The sequence below is a fragment of the Pseudoduganella chitinolytica genome (assembly GCF_029028125.1).
In the GTDB taxonomy this organism is placed as follows: Bacteria; Pseudomonadota; Gammaproteobacteria; order Burkholderiales; family Burkholderiaceae_D; genus Rugamonas; species Rugamonas chitinolytica.
In genome coordinates, this window is the sequence record NZ_CP119083.1 from 4,128,470 (window position 1) to 4,147,860 (window position 19,391).

Annotated in this window: 16 protein-coding genes and 1 pseudogene; 7 read left to right on the top strand and 10 right to left on the bottom strand. The window is 66.9% G+C overall.

Annotated features, from left to right (window positions below; genetic code table 11):
- Window positions 1–33 precede the first annotated feature (33 nt).
- From aepX to PX653_RS18285, 3 genes are all read right to left on the bottom strand, one after another.
- The gene (gene aepX / locus PX653_RS18275; RefSeq protein ID WP_277414174.1) at window positions 34–924 is read right to left on the bottom strand and encodes a phosphoenolpyruvate mutase; all 891 of its coding nucleotides are present in this window, start codon (window positions 922–924) and stop codon (window positions 34–36) included.
- Window positions 925–1,011: 87 nt separating this feature from the next.
- Window positions 1,012–1,449: a hypothetical protein gene (locus PX653_RS18280; RefSeq protein WP_277414175.1), complete on the bottom strand. Its 438-nt coding sequence runs from the start codon at window positions 1,447–1,449 to the stop codon at window positions 1,012–1,014.
- Window positions 1,446–2,630: an MFS transporter gene (locus PX653_RS18285; protein WP_277414176.1), complete on the bottom strand. Its 1,185-nt coding sequence runs from the start codon at window positions 2,628–2,630 to the stop codon at window positions 1,446–1,448. Before PX653_RS18285 ends, PX653_RS18280 begins: the two co-directional genes overlap by 4 nt.
- 112 nt (window positions 2,631–2,742) lie before the next feature.
- On the opposite strand from PX653_RS18285, the gene PX653_RS18290 reads away from it, so the two are divergent.
- Entirely contained in the window at window positions 2,743–3,699 is a 957-nt protein-coding gene (locus tag PX653_RS18290) for a LysR family transcriptional regulator (protein WP_277418599.1), read from the top strand.
- On the top strand, window positions 3,678–4,649 hold the full coding sequence (thiL, locus tag PX653_RS18295) for a thiamine-phosphate kinase (protein ID WP_277414177.1): 972 nt from the start codon (window positions 3,678–3,680) through the stop codon (window positions 4,647–4,649). The genes PX653_RS18290 and thiL overlap by 22 nt, the downstream gene beginning before the upstream one ends.
- 134 nt (window positions 4,650–4,783) lie before the next feature.
- Here thiL and PX653_RS18300 read toward each other — a convergent pair whose 3' ends face one another.
- Window positions 4,784–7,384: an EAL domain-containing protein gene (locus PX653_RS18300; RefSeq protein ID WP_277414178.1), complete on the bottom strand. Its 2,601-nt coding sequence runs from the start codon at window positions 7,382–7,384 to the stop codon at window positions 4,784–4,786.
- Complete coding sequence (locus PX653_RS18305) at window positions 7,381–9,411, bottom strand: sensor histidine kinase, YfiR-like protein-associated (RefSeq protein ID WP_277414179.1); 2,031 nt, start codon at window positions 9,409–9,411, stop codon at window positions 7,381–7,383. Before PX653_RS18305 ends, PX653_RS18300 begins: the two co-directional genes overlap by 4 nt.
- A gap of 272 nt (window positions 9,412–9,683) precedes the next feature.
- Between PX653_RS18305 and PX653_RS18310 the strand changes: the two genes are divergently transcribed.
- Both PX653_RS18310 and PX653_RS18315 read left to right on the top strand, forming a co-directional pair.
- Complete coding sequence (locus tag PX653_RS18310) at window positions 9,684–10,166, top strand: CinA family protein (RefSeq protein ID WP_277414180.1); 483 nt, start codon at window positions 9,684–9,686, stop codon at window positions 10,164–10,166.
- 148 nt (window positions 10,167–10,314) lie between these two features.
- On the top strand, window positions 10,315–11,043 hold the full coding sequence (locus PX653_RS18315) for a P-loop NTPase family protein (protein WP_277414181.1): 729 nt from the start codon (window positions 10,315–10,317) through the stop codon (window positions 11,041–11,043).
- 1,028 nt (window positions 11,044–12,071) lie between these two features.
- Here the strand turns inward: PX653_RS18315 and PX653_RS18320 are convergent.
- Window positions 12,072–14,414, bottom strand: a pseudogene (locus tag PX653_RS18320) (M10 family metallopeptidase C-terminal domain-containing protein); the annotation flags it as partial.
- Between the two features lie 39 nt (window positions 14,415–14,453).
- Between PX653_RS18320 and PX653_RS18325 the strand changes: the two are divergent.
- Both PX653_RS18325 and PX653_RS18330 read left to right on the top strand, forming a co-directional pair.
- Window positions 14,454–14,786, top strand: a complete 333-nt coding sequence (locus PX653_RS18325) for an ArsR/SmtB family transcription factor (RefSeq protein ID WP_277414182.1) — start codon at window positions 14,454–14,456, stop codon at window positions 14,784–14,786.
- A complete protein-coding gene (locus PX653_RS18330) occupies window positions 14,783–15,829 on the top strand; it encodes a cation diffusion facilitator family transporter (protein ID WP_277414183.1) in 1,047 nt (348 codons plus the stop codon). Before PX653_RS18325 ends, PX653_RS18330 begins: the two co-directional genes overlap by 4 nt.
- Here PX653_RS18330 and cysK read toward each other — a convergent pair.
- The gene (cysK, locus tag PX653_RS18335; RefSeq protein ID WP_277414184.1) at window positions 15,823–16,758 is read right to left on the bottom strand and encodes a cysteine synthase A; all 936 of its coding nucleotides are present in this window, start codon (window positions 16,756–16,758) and stop codon (window positions 15,823–15,825) included. The two genes, PX653_RS18330 and cysK, sit on opposite strands and share 7 nt — an antisense overlap.
- A gap of 45 nt (window positions 16,759–16,803) precedes the next feature.
- Window positions 16,804–17,304, bottom strand: coding sequence for an FKBP-type peptidyl-prolyl cis-trans isomerase (locus PX653_RS18340; protein WP_277414185.1), 501 nt, complete (start codon window positions 17,302–17,304; stop codon window positions 16,804–16,806).
- A 36-nt stretch (window positions 17,305–17,340) separates the two neighbouring features.
- Here PX653_RS18340 and thpR point away from each other — a divergent pair, with 36 nt between their 5' ends.
- Window positions 17,341–17,862, top strand: coding sequence for an RNA 2',3'-cyclic phosphodiesterase (gene thpR / locus PX653_RS18345; RefSeq protein ID WP_277414186.1), 522 nt, complete (start codon window positions 17,341–17,343; stop codon window positions 17,860–17,862).
- 18 nt (window positions 17,863–17,880) lie between these two features.
- On the opposite strand, the gene PX653_RS18350 is transcribed toward thpR, so the two are convergent.
- Both PX653_RS18350 and tcdA read right to left on the bottom strand, forming a co-directional pair.
- The gene (locus tag PX653_RS18350; RefSeq protein ID WP_277414187.1) at window positions 17,881–18,294 is read right to left on the bottom strand and encodes a BLUF domain-containing protein; all 414 of its coding nucleotides are present in this window, start codon (window positions 18,292–18,294) and stop codon (window positions 17,881–17,883) included.
- Window positions 18,295–18,435: 141 nt separating this feature from the next.
- A complete protein-coding gene (tcdA, locus tag PX653_RS18355) occupies window positions 18,436–19,305 on the bottom strand; it encodes a tRNA cyclic N6-threonylcarbamoyladenosine(37) synthase TcdA (protein ID WP_277414188.1) in 870 nt (289 codons plus the stop codon).
- Window positions 19,306–19,391: the final 86 nt, after the last annotated feature.

Below are 19,391 nucleotides of genomic sequence, written 5' to 3' on the forward strand. Positions count from 1 at the left end.
CCCGTGACGCCTGCGGACAGTGCCCGCGCGGCGTCAGACCGTGCCTGGAATCAGGCGCAGGATGTCGTCGATCCCCAGGCAGCGCGGCTCGACCTCGAGCGTGCGGCCGTTGCGCAGGATGTCCTCGGCCACGTCCTTCATCGCCAGGTAGGCGCTGCGCAGCATGTGGTTGGCATAGATCACGACGTTGAAGCCGGCGTTCTCCAGTTCCTCGAACTTCAGGTGGGCATAGCTGGTCGGCACGCAGATCAGCGGCACGTCCGGATGGACCTGGCGGAACAGCCGGGCGAATTCGATGATCTCCTGGCCGTCCTTCTTGCGGCTGTGGATCATGATGCCGTGGGCGCCGGCGGCGACGTAGGCGAGGCAACGCTGCAAGGCGTCGTCCATGCCCTGGTCGAGGATCAGGCTTTCGCAACGGGCAACGATCATGAAGTCGTCGGTACGCAGGCTCGCGCGGCCGGCGCGGATTTTCTCGCTGAATTCCTCGATCGAATCCTGGTGCTGGACCACGTCATTGCCCAGCAGGGAATTCTTCTTCAAGCCGCGCTTGTCCTCGATCACCACGGCCGAGACACCGGCACGTTCCAGCGCCCTGATGTGCAATGCGAAATGCTCGGGTTTGCCCCCGGTATCGCCGTCGAAAATCATCGGCAGCGAGCATACCTCGAAGATTTCCTGCACATTCAGCAGGCGGTTGCTGGCGCTGAGAATCTCGATATCCGGCAAGCCCTTGTGGGTGGAATCCGTCAACGAACTCGACCAGATGGCGTCATAGCCGACCGATTTGCCCGGCGCGAGGTCGAACGAGGCGTGCTGGGCAAGCAGCGCGGAAATCGGGCTGTGCGCTTCGAGCGCGCGCAAGCAGCGCTTGCTGTTCAGTAATTTCTTCAACTGCGTCCGACGTTGGTCTGAGCTGAGCATTTTCTTGGTTCTCCTGTTTTAACGCACGATAAAAAGATTGCCGCGATCGGCAATCCGCTGGACTGGCAAGTCAAGCCGATTAATGCATTACGCCGGGTCGATCCAATGATCGGCAAGCAGCGTGCGCCATTGCTCCAATGTCGCCGGTCCTACCGCCAGGTCGGCCAATGGATTGACCGGCTTCGGATAGGCGGTATCGCTGAAACTGGCGTCGCCCAACGTGAATGGCACGGCGTAGCGCGGTATCGCGTGGAAATGCGGATTCGGATCGACCATCATCAAGGCCAGGTAATTGAATTTCATCGCCGGCGCGAGCCGCCGGACCGTCGCCTCGAAGGCGCGCACGACGGCCGGGAATTCGGCGCCCGCCGCGGGCGGCAGCGCACCCAGGCTGAGCACGGGTGCGTGGGCTGCGATGACGCAGCAGAACGGGGTGATCTGCGCGGGCCGGATCAGCACGGACCAGTGCTGGTATTTCCGGACGACGGACGCGGGGTAGCCGAAGCGCTGTAACGTGGCGTTCATGCTGGCACCGGGGTAAAGGACCACGCACGCGCGAACAGCCAGAGACCGATCAGCGAGCCGGCCAGCAGGACCAGCAGGACACCGCTCTGACTCCCGCACGCCTTGGCCAGCGAGGCGGCGCCGACCGGACCGGCGGCACGCGCCACCAGCGACGGGGCGCCCAGCAAGCCGCTGCTGGACGCGTACTTCGCGGCGGCCGCGAGTTCCAGCGGCGCCATGGCACGAACGACCGTCAACAGGCCAACCGCAAGCCCGTAGGCGATGACGAAGACAACGGCAAGCGCGGGCCACCATTGGGCCAGCCACAACGCGGCGATCGACAGCGACAGCAGCGTCAAGGTGCCCAGGCCGGCACGGCGCGCATCGAACCGGCTGCCGAGCACCATGTCCAGTGCCCGGCCGGCGACCTGCATGGGGCCAATGCACGACGCCAGCAGCAATGCCGTCGCGGTATCGAAACCGCGCGCGGCCAGCAGGGGAATCGCCTGCACGGCCAGCGCCGCCGTGATGAAGCCATACACCGCGAAGCACAGCGACAGGTGAACCATGGCCGCACGCTGGGGCACGCGGGCGGGCCCCGGGCAGGCCGGCGGCGACGGCTGCCGCCGCGTTGCCGCCACGATTCGCTCGCGCGGCAGGTGCACGGCCATCAGCGCCAGGCAGGCGAGCAGGTGCAACGCCGCGAACAGCAGCATCGCATGGCGCCAGCCCGCGTGTTCGCCCAGGTAATAGCTGAGTGGCCAGAACACGGTACTGGCAAGGCCGCCGGCGATGGTCAACCAGCCAATCCGCCGTTTCTGCCCTTCCGGATAGTTCTGCACGATCAGCGCAAACGCCGGCTCATAGAGCGTCATCGCCATCGCCAGGCCTAATGCGGACCACAGCAGATAAAACATCGAGACCGACTCGACGATATACAGCCCGATAAAACCGACGGCAGCGAGGAGCGCCCCGCTCGTCATTACGGCGCGGGCACCAAAACGGTCCAATGCAAGGCCGACGGGATATGTCGCCAGCCCCCAAATTAATAAAGCGACAGAAAAGGCGCCCGTCAGGACGTCACTATCACCTTGGAAGTCCGATTGCATTGCCGGTGCCAGGACCGGAAAGGCGTAATACAGGCTGCCCCATGAAAGCAGCAGGCTTATCGATAATAACGGCATGATCGGGGAATAAGGCATCGCATGTCATCAAACTGTAATATTTCACAGTTTGAGTCCGGCCCTCTTCAACAATCAAACGAGTTTTTGGTAACATGTGTTGATTAATCCTCAACGCCTGGTTTCTCCAACAATGCCGACTCGTCCTCCACTGACCGCTTTACACGTCTTTTGTGTTGTCGTGACAGAAGGGGGATTTCGACAGGCGGCGCAATTCCTGAATTTGACACCGGGCGCCATCAGCCGCCAGATCCAGACCCTGGAGGGGCATCTGAAGCAGGTACTGTTCGACCGGGGCAGCGGCAACTCGGCCAGGCTGACCCCTTATGGCCAGGATCTATACGACCGCGTGGCCGACCGGATGGCGGAACTGGTCGAGGCCGTGAACCCGGTCCATCGCGACCAGCGCCACATATCGATCCTGGTGGACACCAGCGTGACGCTGGCGATGCACTGGCTGATTCCGCAGCTGCACGGATTCCGGCAGCGCCATCCCCATGTCCAGGTCCACGTCAGGACAATGGACGGCGTCATCAATCCCTCCGCTCCGGTGGACGTCTTCATCCGGCGCGACCCGTCCGAGCTGCGCGGGCTGCCGGCCCAGACGTTCCTGGCCGAACGGTCCGTGCTGGTTGCCAGCGCCACGTTCGCCGCGAAGATGGTGCTGCCGTTTTCGGGCAATCACGACTGGCTGCACGACGTGCCCCGGATCGGCACACGCTCCAGGCGCGACCTGTGGCCCAGCTGGAGCAAGGCCCATGGCATCGATGGCCGGCTGCTCGAACCGACGCTGGAATTCGACAACACGGTCCTGGCGATCCAGGCGGCCGTGCAGGGCCTGGGCGTGCTGGTCGTGCCCGAGGCCTTCATCGACACGATGTTGCAGAGCAGTGCACTGCAACTGCTGGATCCAAAACGCGTCGAGACGGGCTCGTATGCCTTTGCGGTAGGCCGCCTGCAAGGCTCGTCGCGGGTATCGGTATTCACCGACTGGCTGAAGGAATGCGGCGCCCGTCAGCTGCCAGGGGCCACGGCACCCGTGGCTGGCCCCTTCGGTACAATGCGCGCATGCTTTCCGAATTCGACCTGATCAAGCAGTACTTCGACCGCCCTGCCGGTACCGGGCCCCAGCGTGCGGCGCTGGGCATCGGCGACGATTGCGCGCTGCTGGCGCCGGCGCCGGGCATGCAGATGGCCATTTCGTCCGACATGCTGGTCGAGGGGCGCCACTTCTTTGCCGGCGAGGATCCCTGCCGGCTGGGCCATAAAAGCCTGGCCGTCAACTTGTCCGACCTGGCGGCCATGGGCGCGCGGCCGCTCGGCTTTACCCTGGCACTGGCGCTGCCGGCAGCGGACCGCGACTGGCTGGACGGCTTCTCGCGCGGCTTGTTCGCGCTGGCCGACACACACGACTGCCAGCTGATCGGCGGCGATACGACCAAGGGCCCCCTCAATATCTGCATCACGGTGTTTGGCGCAGTGCCGCCGGGCCGGGCGCTGCGGCGCGATGCCGCGCGGCCGGGCGACGACATCTGGGTCTCCGGCACGCTGGGCGACGCGCGCCTGGCGCTGGCAGGCCTGCGGGGCGAGGTGGCGCTGGATGCGGACGCATTGGCGACAGCCGGCCAGCGCATGCACCTGCCGACGCCGCGCGTGGCGCTGGGCGTGGCGCTGGCCGAAGGCGGCCTGGCGCGCGCGGCCATCGATATCTCCGATGGCCTGGTCGGCGACCTGGGACACATCCTGGCCCGTTCCGGCGTGGGCGCCACGCTCGACGTGGACGCACTGCCGGCCGGGCTCGTGCTGGCGCGGCAGGAACAGCGGCTGCGGCGCGCGTTCACCGCTGCCGGCGGCGACGACTACGAGTTGTGCTTCACGGCCGATGCGGCGCGGCGCGACGAGATCGTGGCGGCGGGTGCAGGGTGCGGTACCGCCGTCACGCGCGTGGGGCGCATCGACGGGGCAGGCGGATTGCGGCTCGTCGACGCTGCTGGCGTGGCGCTGGACCTGGCCTTGGCGGGGTTCGATCACTTCGCGTGAGGCCCGATGGCGTGTGCGTGGTTGGGGTCTGTCCCTGCACAGGGACCGACCCCGGTTTTCATCGCGGACAGGCGCCCGCCACGAAAAAAAACCGGGGTCAGTCCCGCAGGGACAGACCCCAAGCCTGGAGCCGCCTATGGCAGCGCCGTGTGATCCTCGCCGGGCTTGCCGGCCTGGCGTCCGCTGCCGTGCATCAGCCAGTAATGGTGGAAGGCCAGGCGGATGTTGTCGCGCAACTGGATGTCGTCCCACGGCTTCGTGTAGAAGCGGTAGATGGCGCCCCGGTTGATCGAGTCCAGCATCGCTTCCAGCCCCGTGTAGCCGGACAGGATGATGCGGATCGTGTCCGGGTACATGTCCTTGACCTTGCTGAGGAATTCCGTGCCGCTCATGACGGGCATGCGCTGGTCGCACACGATCACCTGCACCGGATGCAGCGCCAGCAGGTCGAAGCCTTCCGTCGGCGACGCGGCCGTCAGGATACGGTAGCCGTCGCGCCGGAACAGCCGGTGCAGCGATGACAGCACGTTGACGTCGTCGTCGACGATCAGGAGCGTCTGCGGCGGCTGGTCGGCCACGTTCGGGTCCGGCGGCAGCGTCTTGCCGGCGACGACCAGCTGGCCGATGTCGACGGCCGACAGCGGGCGGCTGAAGAAGAAGCCCTGCACTTCGTCGCAGCGGTTGCGGCGCAGGTATTCCAGTTGCGGACGGCTCTCGACGCCCTCCGCCACCACGCGCAACTTCAGGCTGTGTGCCATGCTGATGATCGCCAGCGCGATCGCCGCGTCGTTCGGATTAGTCGTGATGTTGCGCACGAACGCGATGTCGATCTTCAGCTTGTCGATGGGGAAGCGCTGCAGGTAGGCCAGCGACGAGTACCCCGTGCCGAAGTCGTCGATGGCCACCTTGATGCCCAGCTCGCGCAGTTTCGTCAGCACCTCGATTGTGCGCTCGGCGTTCGACATCAGCGCCGTTTCCGTCAGCTCCAGTTCCAGCAGGTCGGGCGGCACTTCGTGCCGTTCCAGGGCCTCGTTGATGTCCCGTTCCAGGTCGCCCTCGACGAACTGGCGCGACGCCACGTTGACGGCGATGTGCAGCGGCCCCACCGGACTCTCCAGCCACTCGGCGATCTGGCGGCAGGCCGCGTCGATGATCCATGCGCCCGTGCGCACGATCAGGCCCGTTTCCTCCAGCACGCTGACGAATTCGGCCGGGTACACCATGCCGTGGCCGGGCCGGTTCCAGCGCAGCAGCGCCTCGGCGCCGCTGATGCGGCCCGTGTGCAGGTTGACCTTGGGCTGGTAGTACAGTTCCAGCTCCTCCTGGTCCAGCGCGCGCCGCAGCGCCATCTCCAGGTCCAGCCGCGCCAGCACCTGCACGTTCATGCCGGCCGTGAAGAAGCGGTAGGCATCGCTGCCCGCCTCCTTGGCCTGCGTCATCGCCGTGTTGGCATACTTGACCAGCGTTTCCGGGTCGCCCGCGTCATCCGGGTAGACGGCGATGCCGATCGACGCCGTCAACGTGGCCTGGTGTTCGCCCAGCTGGAACGGCGCACGCAACGCGTCGCGCACTTCGTTCGCCACCAGCACCGCGTCGTGCTGGTCGCGCGTCATCGTCAGGATCAGGCCGAACTCGTCGCCACCCAGGCGCCCTACCGTGTCGCGGATGCGCACGCACTGCACCAGCCGGTTGGAGAATTCGCGCAGCAGCAGGTCGCCCATGCCCGCGCCCAGCGAATCGTTGACGTTCTTGAAGCGGTCCAGGCCGATGAATAGCACGACGATGCGCCACTCCTTGTCGCGCGCCAGCTCGATCGCATCCATCAGCGTGCGGTAGAACAGCGTGCGGTTGAGCAGGCCCGTCAGGCTGTCGTAATGCGCCGCGTGCGCCAGCAGCTCCTCGGCGCGACGGCGCTCGCTGATGTCGCGCGCCACGCAGATCAGCGTGCGCTGGCGCGCGGCGCCGGCCTCGGCCCCCTCCTGCTGCAGCTGCCAGTACACCTCGACCGGCACGGTGGCGTGGTCCTGGCGCAGCAGCTCCGTTTCCGTCAGCGTAGGCGAACGCAGGTCGCCATGGGCCAGCGCGGCATGGGCCTGGCGCTGCAGCGCGTCGGCGCCGCCCAGGCCGAGCCGGGACGGTTCCAGCGCCAGCAGCTGGCGCCGGGTGTAGCCCAGCATGCGGCAGGCGCCGTCGTTGATGTCGACGAGGCCCATCGTGCCCGTGTCGATCAGGAAGATGGCGTCGGCCGTGGCATCCATCGCGCTGCGAAAGCGCTGCAGGTCGGCCGTGCGCTCGCGCACCGTCTGCTCCAGCACCGCGTTGTGGCGCTGCGCCTCGCGCTGCATCAGCCGTACCTCGATCTGGTTGCGGATACGCGTCAGCACCTCCACGGGATCGAACGGCTTGCTGACGAAGTCGCGCGCGCCCGCGTCCAGCGCGGCCTGCTTCTTGTCCGGTTCGGCCGTGACCACCAGCACGGGCAGGTAGCCGCCCGGCTCCAGCGGACGCAGCGCCTCCATCACGTCGAAGCCGTCCATGCCGGGCATCTGCAGGTCGAGGATGATGATGTCGTAGCGGTGCTGCTCGTGCCAGGCGGCGACGACGTGCGGGTCGGTGGTGGAACTGACGTTGGTGTAGCCCGTCGATTGCAGCAGGTATTCCAGCAACTGCACGTTGACGGGCTGGTCGTCGACGATCAGGATGCTGGCCTGGAGGATGTCGGCCCGGTTGATCATGATTGCCCCCTTTCGGCCTCGGCATGGTCACGTTCCCCGAGCCAGGAAATCGTGCTGTTGATGGCTTCCGTGAATTCGTCGATATTGATCGGTTTGATCAGGTACCGGAAGAATCCTGCCGCAATTCCCCGTTCCACGTCGCGCGGCATGGCGTTGGCCGTCAGGGCGATGATGGGAATGTGCGCCGTGCGCGGGTCGGCGCGCAACAGGCGCAGCGCCTCCAGGCCGCTGATGCCGGGCAGGTTGATGTCCATCAGGATCAGGTCCGGCAGGTGGGCGCGCGCCAGCTCCAGGCCCAGCTGGCCGTCCGGCGCCGTCAGGAGGCGCAGTTCGGGGCGGAAGCTGATGATCTCCTGCACCAGCTTCAGGTTGGCCGGGTTGTCTTCCACGTACAGCACCGTGATGTTGTCGCGCTCGCGCAGCCGCACGTCGCCGCCCGGTGGCGGCACCAGGCCTTCCAGCGGCGACGGTACCGGCTGCGTGGTCTTCAGGTCGATCCAGAACACGCTGCCCACGCCAGGGCTGCTGGAGACACCGATCGTGCCGCCCATCAGCTCCACCAGCCGCTTCGTGACGACGAGGCCGATGCCCGTGCCTTCCTCCGCGCCGGACTCCTGGCCCAGCCGGTTGAACGGCTGGAACAGCATGCGCACCTGCTCCTGCTTCAGGCCCATGCCCGTGTCCTGCACCGACACGCGCAACACGTCGGCCGCGCCGCTGGTGCAGTCGACCACCACCGCGCCGCCCTCGCGGTTGTACTTGATGGCGTTCGACAGCAGGTTGAGCAGCACCTGCTTCAGCCGCGTGCGGTCGGCCGTCACGTTGCAAGTGACCTGCTGGGGGAACAGCAGGCGGATGCCGCGCTGGCCCGCCAGCGGCGCCATCATCGTCTCGCATTCCTGCAGGATGTCGGCCAGCGCCACCGGCTCCATCGACAATGCCACCGCGCCCGATTCGATCTTGGCCAGGTCGAGGATCTCGTTGATCAGCGCCAGCAGGTGGCGGCCCGATTTCAGGATATGGCTGGCGAATTCCTTCTTCTGCGCCAGGGTGGACGGCAGCTTGTCGGACGTGAGGATCTGGGCGAAGCCGAGGATGGCATTGAGCGGCGTGCGCAACTCGTGGCTCATCGACGACAGGAACGCCGACTTGGCCTGGTTGGCGCTTTTCGCCTCCTCCATCGCCATCGCCAGCTCGCCGTTGGCCAATTCCAGCTGCACCGTACGCTCGTGCACGCGCTGTTCCAGTTCCGCGTTCAGGCGCATCACTTCCTGCTGCGCCAGGGTGCGCTGCTCGGCCTCGCGGGCGATCTCGCGGTTCGAATTCTCCAGCTCCCGCTTGCGGCTCTCGATATCGGACAGCATCTTGTTGAACGACTCGGCCAGTTCGGCCACCTCGTCCTCGCCCAGGCGCTCGGCGCGGCGCGACACGTCGCCCGTCGCCATCACCTCGCGCGCCACGTGGGCCACGTTCAGGATCGGACGCGTGATGACCTCGGCCAGCCGGCGCATCACGAGCCACGCGATCAGCAGTGCCAGCAGGGCCGCCAGCACGCCGATCAGCAGGTAGTCGAGGAAGCGGTCCATCATCTCGTAGTCGGCGCGCAGGTAGACGGTACCCAGCAGCTCGCCGTTGTCGTAGATGGGCTGGAACAGCAGCATCTTGCCGTCCTGGAACTGGAAGCCGGGCTGGCCGACGCGAGGCGGGATGACGGGTTTCTGGTCCGGCGCCGCATAACGGGCGAACAGCGCGCCACGGGCGTTGTAGATGGCGCCCGCGTTGACCTTCGGGCGCAGGCGCAGCAGGCTGAGGTTCTCCTGCGCCAGGCGCTGGTCGTCGAACGTCAGCGCCGGCGCGCTCATGTGACCCAGCAGTTCGGCCTGGGTACGCATGTCGTCGCGGATCGTCTGCTGGTAGACATGCAGGTCGTAGGCTACCACCGTGCCGATCGACACCAGCATGGCCGGCAGGATCACCATGGCGATCACGCCCAGCAGCTTGTGCCGCAGCGAGCGCAGCCGGATCATGGCCGGCCTCGCCATCGCGCCGGCACAGGGACGAACGGGTCCGCGATCGCCTTGACCTGCCAGCACCGCCGGGTTAGCCCTGGAATTTGCGTCACCATGTTCTCCTGGCGTCTATTCTATCGTTCAGTTGGCGGACGGCGGCGCGTGATTATGCAGGCAAGTGTTTTGCATTTGACAAATATTTTCCCGCATGCGTGGCCGTGCGCGGGGACTGCGCGCTAGAATGGACCGCACAAGCCAGGGACCTGGCGCCACAGCCAAAGGAGCGACACGTGAGCACGGACATCAACGAACTGGCCGCCCAGGTAGGGCGCGCGCTGCAGGAAAAGGAATTACTGCTGGTTACCGCCGAGTCGTGCACCGGTGGTGGCGTCGCGCAGGCGATCACGGAAATCGCCGGGTCGACGGGCTGGTTCGATTGCGGGTTCGTCACCTATTCCAATGCGTCCAAGACGGAGCTGCTGGAAGTGCCTGCGGCCCTGATGGCCCAGTTCGGCAGTGTCAGCGAGGAAGTGGCCGCCGCGATGGCGCAAGGTGCGCTGGGCAGCAGCAACGCGCACGTGGCCGTGTCCACGACCGGCATCGCCGGACCGACGGGCGCCGTGCCCGGCAAGCCCGTCGGCACCGTCTGCTTCGGCTGGGCCAATGGCGATACCGTCCATACGGAACGCCTGGTCTTCTCCGGCGACCGCCATGCCGTGCGCGAGCAGACCGTGGTGCATGCGCTGCAGGGGCTGCTGCGTTTTATCGACTGAGCCGTCGAGGGGTCCCGCAGCATTGACGTCCCCCGGCGCCGCCTCGCGCGGCGGCCCGCGCCCCTGTATAGTTCAGCTGGAATCCCGCGGCACGGGTCGCGGGCAGGCTATGCTTTTTCGGCATTTCGGCATTTCGGAGAACGACTCGATGCAAAACACGGTTCATTTCATCCTCCAGGGTAAAGGCGGCATCGGCAAGACCCTGGTCTCGACCATCCTCGCGCAGTGGCTCAAGGCGAAGGACGACACACCCCTGCGCTGCTACGACACCGACCAGGAAAACACCACGTTCTCGCGCTACAAGGCGCTGGACGTCAAGCACATCCCCGTCATGACGCAAGCGCGCACGATCGACCCGAAACGGTTCGACGCGCTGATGATCGACATCCTGGAGGCGGACGGCAACTGCGTCATCGACAACGGTGCCAACACCTTCTCGCCGCTGCTGGCCTACCTGCTGGAGAACCACTGCTTCGCGCTGCTGGAGGATTCCGGCCGCAAGGTCTACATCCACACCATCGTCGGCGGCGGCGACACATTGCACGACACAGCGATGGGCTTCGTCTCCACCGCCAAGTCGGCGAACGTGCCGCTGATCCTGTGGGAGAACGAACATTTCGGCCCGCTCCAGTCGGCGTCCGGCAAGGCCTTCATCGAATCGCAGACCTATGCGGAAAATTCCAGCCGGGTGCGCGGGCGCGTCGTGCTGGCTCAGCGCAATGCCGACACGTTCGGCGCCGACATCAAGAAGATGAACACGGCGCGCATGACGGTCGACGAAGTGAAGGCCAGCGACAAGTTCAACGTGATGGAAAAGCAGCGCATCAAGGTCGTGTTCCGCGACCTGTTCGACCAGCTCGACAAGATCGACTGGTAACGGGGAGCGCCATGGACCAGCACAAGCTGCGCACCCTCGTGTTCGAGAAGACGGGCGTCAAGGTCGACGTGGACGATCCCATCTTCGCCCTTGTCGCGCTGAACGAAGCCGTGCTGGCCGAGGCGGTCGAACGGCACGTGGCGCGCATCGATGCGGCATCGGCCGCGCTGGTGCGCCAGGCCGGCGCCGCTCCCGCCCCGCTCGTCTCGGAATTCGAACCCGCGGCCCCGGCGGCGACACCGCGAACACCAGCGCCTGCCGGGGTGGCCACGCCGGAGCGGCGCCAGCTCGGCCTGGCGCTGGGCGCCGCCGCCTTTGGCGCGCTGCTCGTGCTGATCGGGCAAGCGCTGTTCTTCCGGCCCGCGCCAGCGCCGCCGGTGCCCGTGCCGGCGCCGCTCACGTCCGAACAGGTGGCCGCCATCGCCACCGGCGAGAAGTTCAACCGCGTGCTGCCGCGCCTCGATGCGAAGACGCGCAATGCCGTGCTGGCGGAGATGCAGAAGCCTTAGACGACAGTGGGCGATCGGCGATCGCAGGCCGTTGCCGGTGGATTGCCGGGTCAGTCTCCCGCCAGGCCAGCCCCTCGCCCCCTCGGCTGTCGCCCCGGCCATCCGCGCCCTCCCGAGTCGGCGCGACCGGAGGCTGCCACGGCTTTTTATCGGCGCCTGTCCGGCGCTACCCAGGATGAAATCGCCGGCCGTTACGCTTGCCACGCCTGTCAGCAGTGCGACCTGCGTCAGTTCGCCGGCGCTGACCGTGGCGTTGCCGTCGACCGACTGGAAGCGGTAGACGACCGTCGACGTGCCATCGTCGACGGCGAACAGCGCGGTCGACCTGATCGCATAGGCGCTGTCGGCGACCCCGATCGCCTTGGCTACCTGCCCCGCAGTCAAGCCTGCGGCGGCGGATCCGACGATCGTCAGCCTGGCGTGCGCGCCAACGGCGATTTCCAGCCGGTCGCTGCCGCTGACGAAGTCCGTTACCGTATCGATGCCGCCGGCGAGGCGCAGCACGAACGTGTCGTTGCCGCTGCCGCCTGTCAGCACATCGCTGCCGCCACCGCCCACGAGGGTATCGTTGCCCGCGCCGCCGTCGAGCCGATCGTTGCGGCCGCCGCCCGTCAAGCGGTTGTCCAGCTCGTTCCCGGTACCGGCAAACGCGCCGCTGCCGGTGAAGCGCAGCTGCTCGATGCCGCCGTCGAGCTGCCATGCCGCCAGCGCCGTCTGCACGCGGTCGCTGCCGCCATCCGCCAGTTCCAGCACGGCGTCGCCGGCATCGTCGACGATATAGATGTCGTCGCCCGCGCCGCCCTCCAGCACGTCCGCGCCGCGGCCGCCGTTCAGCAGGTCGCTGCCGGCGCCGCCCAGCAGATGGTCCGCCCCGGCGCCGCCCTCCAGCACGTCGTCGCCCGCCCCGCCGTCCAGCGTATTGTCGCTGGCGTCGCCTTCCATCTGGTTGGCCAGGGCATTGCCGGTGATGGTACCTGCCGTCATGCCGCGCACCACGACGTTTTCCACGTTGTCCCCCAGCGTCCAGCCATAGCCCTCTACCGCGATCCTGACGAGTGCCGTGTCGTTACCGCCGCCCGCCGACTCGACGATGACGTCGGTGGCCGCGGCGACGACGTGAAGGTCGTTGCGCGCGGTCCCGGCCAGCAGCGCCCCGCCCGCGCCGTCCGACGTGCCCCCGACCAGTGGCTCACGCACCGCAACGGCCAGGCCCGCGCGCAGGTCCGCCAGCGTGTACGACACGCCCCCGAAAACCAGCGTCTCCGTATTGCGCACCAGGACCAGCGCGCCGGAGACTTTGTCGACCAGCTTCAGGTCGTCCGCAGCGGGAAGCGAGCGCACATAGCTCGCCAGGGTCCCGGCGAAGACGGCGCTGTCGCTGCCGGCGCCGCCGTCCAGCGTGTCGCTGCCGCCGCCGCCTTCGAGCCAGTCGTCGCCGTCGCCGCCCTGCAGGCTGTCGCGCCCGCCCAAGCCGCGCAGCGTATCGTTGCCGGCACCGCCCACCAGGGTGTCGTTGCCGCTGTTGCCGTCGATGACGTTGTCCAGCGTGTTGCCCGTCAGCCGGTAGGCGCGGCCCGCCACGGCGCCCGCCAGGTCTTCCACGTCCTGCCCCAGCGCGTACTGCGCCAGCGTCGTCCGCACTGTGTCGCGCCCGCCGTTGGCGCTTTCCGTCACGACGTCGGACGGCGCATCGACGAAGTACACGTCATCGCCCAGGCCGCCCAGCATGATGTCGTTGCCGCTGCCGCCGTCCAGCGTATCCTGGCCGTTGCCGCCGTCCAGCCGGTCGTCGCCGCCGCCGCCGCGCAGGCGGTCGTTGCCTGCGCCACCCGTCATTTCGTCGTGGCCCGCGCCGCCGCTGACGTCGTCGGCTCCGGCGCCGCCCGCGATCGTGTTGCCGAGGTCGTTGCCGCGGATCGTCGAGCCGCCAGCGCCGGCCACCGCCCGTTGCACGGCCACGCCATAGGCCAGCGAGATGTTGTGCAGGCCCGGTGCCGTTTCGCTGAACGTGCCGGCGTTCAGGTCGATCAGTACGGCACCCGTACAGGCGGAGAAATCGAGCGTGTTGACGCCGCCCGCATCCCAGATGCACTGGGGCGCCGCCGTATTGGTCAGCGCATAGATGTCGTTGCCCGCATGCCAGCTCGTGTTGGCGCCGTACAGGTACTGCATCGCCAGGATGTCCAGCAGCATCGGCGCGACGGGACGCTTGCCGTCAATGGCCTTGCTGGCGCCATCGTAGTACGACATCATCGTGTAGTCGCTGTTGTCCAGCGCGGCCGGCAGGTAGGGGCCGGGCGTGCCGCCGCCGCCCGCGTTGTAGTTGCCGGGGTGTTTCAGGCCGAGACTGTGGCCCAGCTCGTGGACCAGGATGTTGATGCGGTAGGCATTCGACGTGGTCGCGTTGTTGTACGACAGGTCGTTGTTCAGGTACACGGCGGAGGTGCCGTACGGCTGCGGGTAGTAGGCATACGCCGCGCTGGTCAAACCCTGGTCGTTGGTGGCCAGCAGCAGCTTGCCGCCGCTGGCCACTTCGCGAAACGTGACGTTGGCGATGGCGGACCACGTCGCCATGGCCGCGCGCGCATCGCCCTTCTGGGCAGCCGTCATCGGTACGAAGCCAGCGCGGTCCTCCCCCGTCGAATTGGCCGGCGCGGCGATGGGGAAGCTGTAGGTCAGCGTCAGCGGCATTCCCGGCTTCGCATTCCAGCTCATGTAGGCGAGCGCGTCGATGTTTGTGTTACCGCTGGGAGTGACCATGATGTATTTCTGTGTGGCAATTACCGTCCGCCGATGATAGCACGCCTTGCCGCATGGAAATGAACGAAGCCTCTTGCACCGTGGCGCGATTACGACTAACATTTGAATAACTATTCAGATGTTAATCAATCACCACGGCCGATGAACCTACCTTATCCCGAACCTGACGCGTCGGTGGCCCAGCTGGCCGACCTGTTCCACCTGCTGGGCGATCCGACCCGCCTGCGCATCGTGCTGGCATGCATGCCGGCGCCGATTGCCGTCAGCGACATCGCCGCCGGCCTGGCGTTGAGCAGCTCGCTGGTCAGCCACCACCTGCGCCTGCTGCGCGCCGCCCGCATCGTCAAGGCCGAACGGCAGGGCAAGCAGGTGTTCTACAGCGCGGCGGATGCCCACATCAGCGGCGTGCTGCACGATATGCTGGAGCATATCGCCGAACCCACGACACCCCAGGAAGCAGGAGCGGACGTATGAGCGCGCACCACCACCACGGCCACGATCATGGTCACGGTCACCATCACCACGGCGATCCCGCCAGCCACGGCCGCGCGTTCGCCATTGCGATCACGCTGAACGCGATCTTCGTCGCGGTGGAGTTCGGCTACGGCTTCGTCGCCAATTCGACCGCGCTGATGGCCGACGCGGGCCACAACCTGTCCGACGTGCTGGGCCTGATGCTGGCCTGGGGCGCGGCGATCCTGGCCAAGCGCGCGCCGTCGCGCCGCTTCACGTATGGCCTGCGCAGCAGCTCGATGCTGGCGGCGCTGTTCAACGGCATGCTGCTGATGGGCGCGTGCGGCGCCATCCTGTGGGAAGCGGTGCTGCAACTGGTCAACCCCGTGCCGGTCCATGGCGCGACAGTGTCGATCGTCGCGGCCGTCGGCATCGCCGTCAACGGCATCTCGGCGTGGCTGTTCATGGCGGGCAGCAAGGACGACCTGAACATCCGTGGCGCCTACCTGCACCTGGCGGCGGACGCGGCCATCTCGCTGGGCGTGCTGGTGTCGGGCCTGGTGGTGATGGCCACGGGCTGGATCCGCCTGGACCCGCTGGTCAGCATCGCCATCGTGATCCTGATCGTGCTGGGCACGTGGTCGCTGCTGAAGGAATCGCTGCGGATGATGCTGGCGGCGGTGCCGACCAACGTGGATTCACGCAAGGTGGAACAGTTCCTGCGCGGCCGCGCCGGCGTGACGGACGTGCACGACCTGCACATCTGGTCGATGAGCACGACGGAAACGGCGCTGACGGCCCACCTGGTCATGCCGGACGGCTACCCGGGCGACGCCGCGATGGACGACATCGCGCGCGAGCTGCGCCAGGAGTTCGCCATCCACCACAGCACGCTGCAGACGGAACGCGGCACCACGGACCACGCGTGCTGCCTGGTGAAGGAGGCGCCTGGCCACGACCATGAGCACGCACATGAGCACTCACATGAGCATGGCCACTCGCATGAGCATGACCACGCACATGAGCATGGCCATCAAGGTCATGGCCACGCCCACCGTCACTGATCGGCGAGGCCCGCGAACAGCGGCGTGCTGAGGTAGCGTTCGCCGAACGACGGGATTACCGTCACGATCACCTTGCCTTCGTTTTCCGGGCGCCGCGCGACCTGCACGGCGGCCCACAGCGCCGCGCCGGACGAAATCCCGACCAGCAGCCCTTCTTCGCTGGCGGCGCGGCGCGCCATCGCAAACGCATCCTCGTTCTTGACGCACACCACCTCGTCGTAGACGTGCGTGTTCAGCACGGCCGGCACGAAGCCGGCGCCGATGCCCTGCAGCGGGTGCGGTCCCTTGGTGCCCTTCGACAGCATCGGCGACGCTTCCGGCTCCACCGCGATGGCGCGGAAGCTGCTCTTGCGCTCGCGCAGCACTTCGCCCACGCCCGTGATGGTGCCGCCCGTGCCGACGCCGGCCACGAGGATGTCGACCTGGCCGTCGGTATCGCGCCAGATTTCCTCCGCCGTCGTGCGGCGGTGCACTTCCGGATTGGCGGGATTGTTGAACTGCTGCGGCATCAGGCAGCGCGGGTCGCTCGCGACCATCTCCTCGGCGCGGCGGATGGCGCCCAGCATGCCTTCGCTGCCGGGTGTCAGCACCAGTTCGGCGCCGTATGCACGCAGCAGCATGCGCCGTTCGCGGCTCATCGTGTCGGGCATCACGAGCGTGCACTTGTAGCCGCGCGCGGCGCATACCATCGCCAGCGCGATGCCGGTGTTGCCGCTGGTAGGCTCGACGAAGATCGTGTCCGGCTTGACGAGGCCGGCCGCCTCGGCCGCGGCGATCATCGCCAGGCCGATACGGTCCTTGACGCTGTGCGCGGGATTGAAGAATTCAAGCTTGGCCAGCACTTGCGCGCCGCTGCCGGCGGCAAGGCGGTTGATGCGGACCAGCGGGGTATTGCCGATCAGCTCAGTGACATCGTTGGCGATTCTCATTATGGGTCTCCGCAGGTTCTTGGGAGACCCAGTGTACGCCGGCCGTTATTTGACGTCGAGCAGTTCGACGTCGAAGATCAGCGGGGAATTGGACGGAATGCCGGGCATGCTGCGTGCGCCGTACGCCAGTTCCGACGGGATGATCAGGGTGCGCTTGCCGCCCACCTTCATCCCCGTCACGCCCTGTTCCCAACCCTTGATGACGCGGCCCGCGCCCAGCTGGAACTCGAGCGGCTCGCCGCGCGGCCGGGACGAGTCGAACTGGCGGCCGCGCTGGTTCTTCGCCAGCGGGCGGTACAGCCAGCCCGTGTAGTGCACGGAGACGTTGCTGCCGGCGGTGGCTTCGCGGCCGGTGCCGACCTTGACGTCGTTGACGATCAGCTGCTCGGCGGCCGGGCCGGGCGCGGCCGAACCGGGCACGATGGCGGCCGGCGCAGCGTCGGACTGCGCGGCCTGAGCCGCCGGTGCGGGCGTCGGCGTCTGCGCCAGGGCGGCGCCAGCCAGGCTGAGGGACAATACGGCGAACAAAGCGGACAAACGGGTCATGATGTATTCTTCCTGTTCTGATTTTATGGCGGCATCATGATAGCAAATCATCCGGATGCATCGACAAACGAGGCCACCCGCAAGCTGTTCTTCGCGCTGTGGCCGGACGATGCGCAACGCGCCGCGCTGGTCGCGCTGCAGGCCGGTATGCAGGGGCGCCTGATCCCGCCCGCCAAGCTGCACATCACGCTGGCATTCCTCGGCCACCTGCCCGCCACCGCCGTCCCCACGCTGCTCGCTATCCTGCATGCGCTGCCCGTGCCGCCGCTGGCACTGTCGATCGACTGCTACGGCTATTTCGCGCGCCCCCGCATCGCCTGGGCCGGCATGACGCAGCCCCCTGCCGCGCTGCTGGACCTGCAGGCGGAACTGGTGCGAAGGCTCGTGGCGGCCGGCTTTTCCACCGCCACACATGGCAGCTTCAAGCCGCACGTGACCTTGGCGCGGGAGGCCAGGGAAGCGCCTTCCGGCACGTTCGCGCCGGTACCGTGGCATGGCGCGCGGGCCGTGCTGGTGGAGTCGTTGCCGGGTGGGGAGTATGTGGTGGTAGACCTGTGATGTCAGGCACCAGCGCTTCTAGTGGCTGAACAGCCGCAGCAACGTCACCGCCGGCGACAGCGTACCGATCTTGCGATCCGTCTTGGCCGCCTCGATCACGTCGACCAGTTCGTCGTATTTGTCCGTCTGCCGGTCTTCCAGGTTCGTCATGTTCATGCTCCAGCGGACGAACGTGCGGAACTTCGCCGGCTCGTTATAGAGCAGGCGGAAGTCCTGGTGGCGCGGGTCGTTTTCGATCCTGGCGACGAGCTTCGCGAGCGTTGCCTCCGGCCCTTCGAGGACCTGCATGAACCAGCCGCCGTTGTAGAACAGGCTGCCCGTGACGTCGATCCGGGCATTGTTGGCCTTGGCCTGCGCCAGGAGATCCAGCAGTTCCTCCTTCGACATCTTGCGCGTGGCCTGGCTGATATAGACGAGTTGATTGAGTGACATGATGGGCAGGATGGGTAGCGGGCGAAAGTTGCCCTACAGAATATATCCCATCCTGGCCGCAGGCGGCGCGGGTTTGGCGGTTCGTCGGATTTACGCTACGGGTTTATCGGCCAAGACGCGCAGGTGCCTGTCACCACGGGTTCATGCCTCCGCTGCCTCCGCTGCCTCCGCCGCCTCCGGCTCCTCGGCCAGCTTGCGCAGCAGATGGCCCGCCGCCACCATGCCGAACGTGGCCGTCACCACCATCGCCGAGCCGAAGCCCGCGCAGTTGATGCCCGTCAGCCCCGGTTTCTGCGCCGCGGCGGCCAGCTCGTCGCCATCCACCGAGCACACCTCGCCCGTTTCCGGGAACTTCAGCGGCTCCATGGAGAACACGGCATCCACGCCCAGCTTGTTCTTGCCGTTGGCCGGATAGTTGAACTGGCTGCGCAGGCGCCGCCGCACCTTTTTCAGGAGCGGCTCCTGCTCCGTGCGCGCCAGGTCGCGCACCTCGATGCGGGTGGGATCGGTCTGGCCGCCGGCGCTGCCGATGACGATCAGCGGGATACCCTTCGTGCGGCAGTAATGCACCAGCGCCGTCTTGGCGCGGGCGCTGTCCATCGCGTCGATCACGTAGTCATAGTCATGCCCGCCGATCATCTCGTCCAGGTTGTCGGGCGTGACGAAATCCTCGATCTCCGTCACCTGGCAGTAGGGATTGATCCCGGCGATGCGCTGCGTCAGCGCCGTGATCTTGGCCATGCCGATCGTGCCGGTCAGCGCCTGGATCTGGCGGTTGATGTTCGATTCGGCCACGTTGTCCAGGTCGATCAGGGTCAGCCGGCCGACGGCGCTGCGCGCCAGCGCCTCGACGATCCACGAGCCGACGCCGCCGACGCCGATCACGCAGATGTGGGCGGCGCGAAAGCGCGCCAGGGCCCGGTCGCCGTACAACCGGGCGATGCCGCCGAAACGGCGGTCGAAGTCGATATCGTGCGCGGCGGGCACGGAAGAAGAAGTCAGGTCGTTCATGGAGCCATTCTACCGGACCTTCGCGAAGCGACAGCGGGCGGGGATTATTCTACAATCCGCCAGATACCACTTGACGAGAGAGCACG